5 protein-coding genes are annotated in these 3,956 nt (G+C 45.2%); 3 read left to right on the forward strand and 2 right to left on the reverse strand.

What is annotated here, in order from left to right:
* Positions 1-115: 115 nt before the first annotated feature.
* The gene (gene gerD, locus AM231_RS27880) at positions 116-817 is read right to left on the reverse strand and encodes a spore germination lipoprotein GerD (RefSeq protein ID WP_054405497.1); all 702 of its coding nucleotides are present in this window, start codon (positions 815-817) and stop codon (positions 116-118) included.
* A gap of 250 nt (positions 818-1,067) precedes the next feature.
* Between gerD and AM231_RS27885 the strand changes: the two genes are divergently transcribed.
* The gene (locus tag AM231_RS27885) at positions 1,068-1,664 is read left to right on the forward strand and encodes a KinB-signaling pathway activation protein (RefSeq protein WP_054405498.1); all 597 of its coding nucleotides are present in this window, start codon (positions 1,068-1,070) and stop codon (positions 1,662-1,664) included.
* Positions 1,665-1,715: 51 nt separating this feature from the next.
* Here the strand turns inward: AM231_RS27885 and pdaB are convergent, their stop codons facing one another.
* Positions 1,716-2,519, reverse strand: coding sequence for a polysaccharide deacetylase family sporulation protein PdaB (gene pdaB, locus AM231_RS27890; RefSeq protein ID WP_054405499.1), 804 nt, complete (start codon positions 2,517-2,519; stop codon positions 1,716-1,718).
* A 94-nt stretch (positions 2,520-2,613) separates the two neighbouring features.
* Here pdaB and AM231_RS27895 point away from each other — a divergent pair, with 94 nt between their 5' ends.
* Positions 2,614-3,222 (forward strand): stage II sporulation protein M, encoded by a 609-nt coding sequence (locus AM231_RS27895; RefSeq protein ID WP_054405500.1) that lies wholly within the window; start codon positions 2,614-2,616, stop codon positions 3,220-3,222.
* Positions 3,223-3,437: 215 nt separating this feature from the next.
* Entirely contained in the window at positions 3,438-3,668 is a 231-nt protein-coding gene (locus tag AM231_RS27900; RefSeq protein WP_009592811.1) for a hypothetical protein, read from the forward strand.
* Positions 3,669-3,956: the final 288 nt, after the last annotated feature.

Consider the following 3,956-nt stretch of genomic DNA (forward strand, 5'->3'; position numbering starts at 1 on the left):
GTCCGGTACAGTACCGAACTCATTTTGAGAAAGCTGCCTAATGAAATAACCGTGTCTAACTTTTGGGGGTCACTTCACCGCGGGGAGCTTGTTTTTGTTCTAATGGAGAGGGAATTTAGCTGCCGCCTTCTCCTTCACCACCGCCCTCACCGCCACCTTCGCCTCCACCTTGGCCACTGCCTTTTTCTTCTTTTCCTTGCTCCTCGCCTTGTTTCTTCTTCTCAACTTTAGGTTGAAGTTCTTCTTTCACAACCGATTTAAGAAGATCCATCACTTCCATGCGGAACAGCGGGTTTTGCATTGCTTCCTGCATCACGGTCATGGATTGCTTGCGATAATCAGGTGTATTGGTGAGTTCAAGAAACGACTTCATGACTTCCGGGGATTTTAGCATATCCTGAACGGACTTTTGGTAAGTAGGATCTTTAATTAGCTGCATATGCAGCTGCTTGCTCTCGGAATTGATCGCTTTGGCAAATTCACCTGCGAATCGAGGGTCGGTCATAATCTTTTCGATTTCTTTTTTATATTCCTCTGACACTAAGGTATCCTTGACAGCGGTCCGAATCTGTTCTCCTGATTGGGCAGACATCATCCGCATTCCCATCGAGCCGCCACTGCTAGAACTGCCAGTTCCGCCGCCCAGCGCTTCCTCGACCGCTTTTTTGCCTTCGTCGGTTTTTAGAATGTCGACCACCATGGACTTAATTTCTTTATATCCAAGCTGCGGGGACGAGCTTTGCTCCGCACCACAAGCAGTAAGCATCATGGCAGCAACGAGGAAGATAATACATAAGCGAAATAACGGCCACTTCATTACCGTTGTCCTCCTTTTTTTAATCTGTGATCAATGGAATGTATAAGTTTACAGCCCGGCTGAGCCCATTCGATCATCGCAAGAACCCAGATCATCTTCACGCGTCCGTTCTCTGCAATTTAATACCGATAGATGTTTTTCTTACGTTTCTTCGCATAGTATGTGATGGTTTTGCAGAAATATGTCGGATTCACAATGGTTTTTTATTGTGAACGTTGGTAAAATAATGATCTGTGGGGGTGGAAGTTAGTTGAGCTTACGAAAATGGGCTAAATTATTTATGAAAACGCTGCTCGTTGGGGCAGTGGCGGCATTAGTTGTAGGATTGATTCTGCAGCTATTTAATGGCGCGATCGAATTTACGGGAATGGCCGATCGATTGTTATACCCGCTGATTTTGTTAGGATCTGGGGCATTGGTGAGTGTATACTCCCAGATGGGCTTTTTTGCATACCTGACTCTAAATTATATGGGAATAGGCATTTTCCGGAGGAAGACTTGGCAATACATCCAGATTGTGCTCGCGGTTCTAGCATTGCTTGAGCTGATGTTCTTCCGTACGTTTGTCGGTGGATCCACCAGCTTGCAGCAGGATTTGATTTTAGGAATATCTATCTTGGTAATTGCAGTTGTCGTTGCTTATCTCAAAGTGAAGAGCACCAATGCGAATGCGTGGATTCCGACCCTCTTCTTTATGATGGCGATCTCCATCGTGGAAATTATCGGTGTACTGCAAATCGGTGTTAGCAATGCCACGATCTTTATGGTCGTCCCTCTGCTGATCTGTAATGCATACCAGATTCTGACTCTTCATAAAGTTACACAACAAGACGAAAAAAAGAGCTAACATCATAGCTCTTTTTTTGTTAAGCATTATTGAATTGATGGTTTATAAGCGTTATAGGCCGCCTGCATCCTCAATGCTCTTCTGCAGAAAAGCGTGATCACGAACCTCGGTGCCCTGAGCGCTGCCCTGTTGAAGCAGGTCTGTTACGGTGACGAACTCATAGCCTTGATTGCGAAGCTCATTGATGATGAGCGGGAGTGCTTCATGCGTTTGCTTCACCGAGTCACTAGCATGCATAAGCACGATGTCACCCGGGTGAGCTTTGGAAACCACGCGATCCACGATTTTATCGACACCGATATTTTTCCAGTCTCTGGAGTCGGTATCCCACTGGATAACGGTATAATTCAGGCTCTGGGCGATATTAAGCACTCTTTTGTCGAAATCTCCGTTAGGCATCCGTATCAACTTGGGTTCTTGTCCGGTCATTGCGGTTAAAATAGTATGTGCCGAAGAGATCTGCTTTCTTATTTCCTCATCGGTCAGGGTGCTGTAATTATCGTGCTTAAAGCCATGGCTCCCGATTTCATAGCCACTTTCCTTGATGGCATTTACGATGTCGGGATGCGTTTTGCTCCATGGTGCAGATAAGAAAAAGGTTGCTTTTTGAACCCCGTTATCCTTTAAGGCTTGTAAAATCGGCTCCGCGCGTTTCTCCCCCCAGCTAATGTCAAACGTTAAGGCAATCTGTTTCTTGTCCGTAGACACGCTGTAAATTGCTGACGGGGTGCCTTCAGAGAAGACGGAGATATTGTCACTCTCCACATAAATGACGCCGATTGCAAAGATCGCCGCGGCCAGAACGAAGAAAAACCGCTTAATTTTTCTGCCATTGAATACATAAAAAGAATTCATAATAGGTGCGCCCCTCTCCCTTCAGTGTGCAATAGCTTGTTTACTTCAACATATGCTCGTACTTGTGAGTTATACCAATTTAGGAGGTTCTCGAATGTTACGCTTTAGCATTTTTCTCAGAGATTTAAGATCTATCCGGAAGGCATTGCTCTTGGCAACAGTCTTGTTTATCGCCGGAATCGTAGCGGGAGCGAGCTCAGAGGGATTTGAACAATTTCTACGCGGCCAGCTTCAGGGACTCTCGGAAATGAGTCAGCAGCTGGGGTCCTCCGAAAATCCGGAGTGGAACTTCTTTGTATTCATCTTTCTTAACAACAGCATTAAAAGTGTGCTGGTCATGTTCTCGGGATTGCTGCTCGGGGTGATTCCGTTTTTCTTCCTGGTTGTTAATGGCATGGTGATCGGTTTTCTATTAAAAATGGTGGAAGCGAGCGGGGAGAGTCTGTTTGATGTGATCGTGAGGGGACTCTTGCCTCATGGAATTATTGAGATACCGGTCATCGTGATTGCTTGTGGGTATGGGCTTGCCTTTGGAGGCCTGGTCTTGCGAAGCATTACAGCAACGGGCGAGCGCAGAAGCGGGATCGGTGGGGAGTGGCGCCAATTTTGGCGTAAGCTGGGCACAGCTTCCTTATGGGTTGTCGTTCTGCTTCTCATCGCTGCGATTATAGAAAGTACAATAACGTTGTGGTTGATGTCATAATTTTCCCGGAAATTGAGCATACCTAATAAAGCAGCTTAACAGAGTGGAAGAGAGAGCTGTTTATAGTAGGGCACGTTCATCCTGTCTTCTGACAGCTTCATTCGGTATCGAGATGCCGCTTAAACGGTTAATCAACATAGATAAGCCAACAGGCATCTTTGATGCGAATGGGGTCAACGTGACATGCTTGTTTACATATACGAGGAGGTCCTATCATGCTGGGAATGCTATTTAATGAGAAAGAGTGTAAAGAGCTTGATTATGTATTGCGAAAAGAACTGGATGAAATGCTGCTGGATCTGAGCGACCAACGATTGGATCAAAACATCAGACAGGCAATCGCCAACCGATATAAAACGGTGTTCCGCATGTATGCCCGCTTTGCCCCACAGAAAGAGCTCTCCAAATATGCACGTAACGGCAAGTTTCCGCAAATCAAACATTAATTTTGCTGAAAAGTATTGACGAAATGGCTTGGTATATGGTAAATTAATTTTCGCTTCCTTTTCGAAGGTGATGCCGCCAAAGCGGCGGCCATCAAACTTCAAAACAAACTTCAAAAAACTTTTTTAAAAAAAGTGCTTGCAAAGTTGATAGGAAGTATGATATATTATAAAAGTCGCCGCTGAGAGATAACGACGACAAAGAGAAACATCATTGATCTTTGAAAACTGAACAACGAGTGAGTAAAACGGACCGCTTAGGCGGGACGTTGAAATAGAGAATGAACACAT

It is taken from the genome of Paenibacillus solani (assembly GCF_001277345.1).
Taxonomy (GTDB): domain Bacteria; phylum Bacillota; class Bacilli; order Paenibacillales; family Paenibacillaceae; genus Paenibacillus_AQ; species Paenibacillus_AQ solani.

What these genes read in the sequence shown, in the direction of transcription:
- gerD (WP_054405497.1), bottom strand. Translation starts at nt 817, where the DNA reads ATGAAGTGGCCGTTATTTCGCTTATGTATTATCTTCCTCGTTGCTGCC.
- pdaB (WP_054405499.1), bottom strand. Translation starts at nt 2,519, where the DNA reads ATGAATTCTTTTTATGTATTCAATGGCAGAAAAATTAAGCGGTTTTTC.
- AM231_RS27895 (WP_054405500.1), top strand. Translation starts at nt 2,614, where the DNA reads ATGTTACGCTTTAGCATTTTTCTCAGAGATTTAAGATCTATCCGGAAG.
- AM231_RS27900 (WP_009592811.1), top strand. Translation starts at nt 3,438, where the DNA reads ATGCTGGGAATGCTATTTAATGAGAAAGAGTGTAAAGAGCTTGATTAT.